Consider the following 2,211-nt stretch of genomic DNA (forward strand, 5'->3'; position numbering starts at 1 on the left):
GATGCCCGCCGTCGCTTCGCTCCGATGCCTGGCCGGCTTCCCTCGGAACACCTGGCCGAGATCATCGGAATATGCACGCATCAAGGCCATTCTGGAACTCTCGCGTTTTACCGGTGTTGAGAGGTCGGCAGAGTTTATCAAAAATACGGCCGAACATTTTCCCCAAGCCGGCATCCCGAGAATCCACAACCTGATCGAGGGGATATATAAGCCGGCGGGGGATCGCTATGCGTTTTCCATATTCAGCCAGTCGGCGATTGAGAAGGAACGGGAAGTTTATCCGGACGAGATTGTCCCCCAGGCCGACGGAACATGGACCCTATTATATTCGGCGAAGAATGTCCCGCTCGATAAAGAACCGAACAAGAGCCTGTTTGCCTGCATGCAGGATAATGTGCCGGTCCTGGTCATCGCCCGTGTCGGGCGAGGAATTCTGCCGGGCGCGCATTACAAGCTTCTGGGGCCTGCCGTGATTGAATCTTTTAATCCGGCAAGCCGAAGATTCGCCATGAGAGGAGCGAGCGCTCTGGTCGGTGAACAGGTTCGCCGATACAGCGATCTGGAATCCGCGGTTCTCCTGGACATCAGGAGCCGGTTGATCCTGCCTTTTCAAGCGGGACAGATTCGCGAATCGTATGTTCAGAATCAGGAAGTCCGTGAGAGGGTCTTTCGAAAAGTCGTCCTCGATGAATACCGCGGGCAATGCGCCGTTTGCCAGGCAAAATTCCTCCTGAGGGAGGCCGGGAAGCCGGATCTTCTCGAGGCCACGGCGGCTCACATCATTTCCGTAAAAGCATCAGGACCCGATGACCCACGAAACGGATTGAGCCTATGCCGGCGGCACCATTGGGCTTTCGACGAAGGTCTTTTTGCGGTGACGGATGCCGAGACGGTGAAAGTCAGCCCGGCCGTGCGGACGGCCGAGATTCGGAGATTCGACCTCGAGGAATACGACGGGGAATCGCTTGTCCCGCCTGCTCATGCGATTTGTCGGCCGCATGAAGAGGCGATCAGTTGGCACAGACGTCAGGTATTCAGGGCTGTGTAGAGCCGGACGGCGGGGAGCCGTTCACAAGCCTTTCTTGAGGGCTTTGACGACGAAGGTGTTCAGACTTTCGCCTTCGATCATAGCCCGGACCGACAAAGCCTGGTGAAGGTCGGGGCCGGTCCGGAGAACGAATTTGCCGGAATAATTTTTTGATGTGGGAGGGGGCAGGGGCCGACCGTCTTTCTTATAGATTTCGATCCATTCGTCGACGATGTCGCAGAGCTCCTTGAAGACTTCCGCCTCGTTGTCTCCATGGCAGCAGGGGCCGATCCAGCCGGGGACCGACCCGATATAGCACCGGTCTTCGTCCGACCACTCGACGATCTTCAGGAACTTGTCACTTTCTTTCATTGCCGTGTTTCCTCGATTTGTTGGCATTTGGATAGTACTAAAATAGTATTATAAAGTCAAGAGATTTCGCGGCTGAATCCATGTTAAGAGTCCATGACTGATGACGCGCCCGGAAGCGCTCGAGTCTCACGCGGGGTGGAGGCAAAGGAAGGAGAGCTTGACATCGCTTTCAAGCGCCGGATAGACTCGGCTTTGGTGATAGGGAGTTATCCAGCGGAATGCTGATAAACGAATGAAACCGAAAAATGGGGGTTGGAACGATGCAAAAAGAAACGTATGCGCGGGCGCTTGGAAACAAGACTCTAAGCGGATCGGCCGTCGACGAACTCATTGCTTTTATCGAATCCAGGGGCATGAAGGTCGAGGAGCTGCCGGCAGAAATTCTTCATAAGGCGCGGTACCGGTCAAACCTGAAATTCGGAGTTTGCCGGGGAAACAGGAGCTGGGAGGGCCTTGTCGTCGGATTTCCCGGCGCCAGGCAGGATCTATCGACGGAAAATGTCGGAACTCCGTTCCTGAGGAAGATCCTCTATCCGATGCTGCTCCTGCACCGGAGCCTGGGGCCTCACTATTCCCGCCCCATGCCGTGTCTCTATCTTCTCGGCGACCGCTTCAACGATGTTTTTCTGAGGAAATTCCGGTTTTTGAGCGCTCTTGTTCCCCATGTCATTGTTGTGAGCAAGGATCTCCAGAACTGGGCCGGCCGGAAAGCAGGGCACGTCCCCGGAAAGCCCAAGAAAAAGAGGATCGATGAAACTTATCTCCAGTGGTCTCTATGTGCACAGATGAGTTTGACGGATGGGCTGAACCTG

The 2,211-nt window shown here is 55.3% G+C and carries 3 protein-coding genes; 2 read left to right on the top strand and 1 reads right to left on the bottom strand.

What is annotated here, in order from left to right; all coding sequences use genetic code 11:
• Positions 1 to 1,048: HNH endonuclease (locus SCM96_15880; protein ID MDW7762099.1), on the top strand; the 1,048-nt coding region annotated here is incomplete at its 5' end.
• A gap of 21 nt (positions 1,049 to 1,069) precedes the next feature.
• Here SCM96_15880 and SCM96_15885 read toward each other — a convergent pair.
• Positions 1,070 to 1,399, bottom strand: coding sequence for a toxin-antitoxin system HicB family antitoxin (locus tag SCM96_15885; GenBank protein MDW7762100.1), 330 nt, complete (start codon positions 1,397 to 1,399; stop codon positions 1,070 to 1,072).
• Positions 1,400 to 1,659: 260 nt separating this feature from the next.
• Between SCM96_15885 and SCM96_15890 the strand changes: the two genes are divergently transcribed.
• Positions 1,660 to 2,211 (top strand): hypothetical protein (locus tag SCM96_15890; GenBank protein MDW7762101.1); only part of this gene is annotated, 552 nt, incomplete at its 3' end.

It is taken from the genome of Acidobacteriota bacterium (assembly GCA_033549365.1).
Taxonomy (GTDB): domain Bacteria; phylum Acidobacteriota; class Aminicenantia; order Aminicenantales; family Saccharicenantaceae; genus JAWSUF01.

Bases quoted from the DNA above. Each gene is read 5' to 3' on its own strand.
- SCM96_15885 (MDW7762100.1), bottom strand. From the start codon at position 1,399: ATGAAAGAAAGTGACAAGTTCCTGAAGATCGTCGAGTGGTCGGACGAA.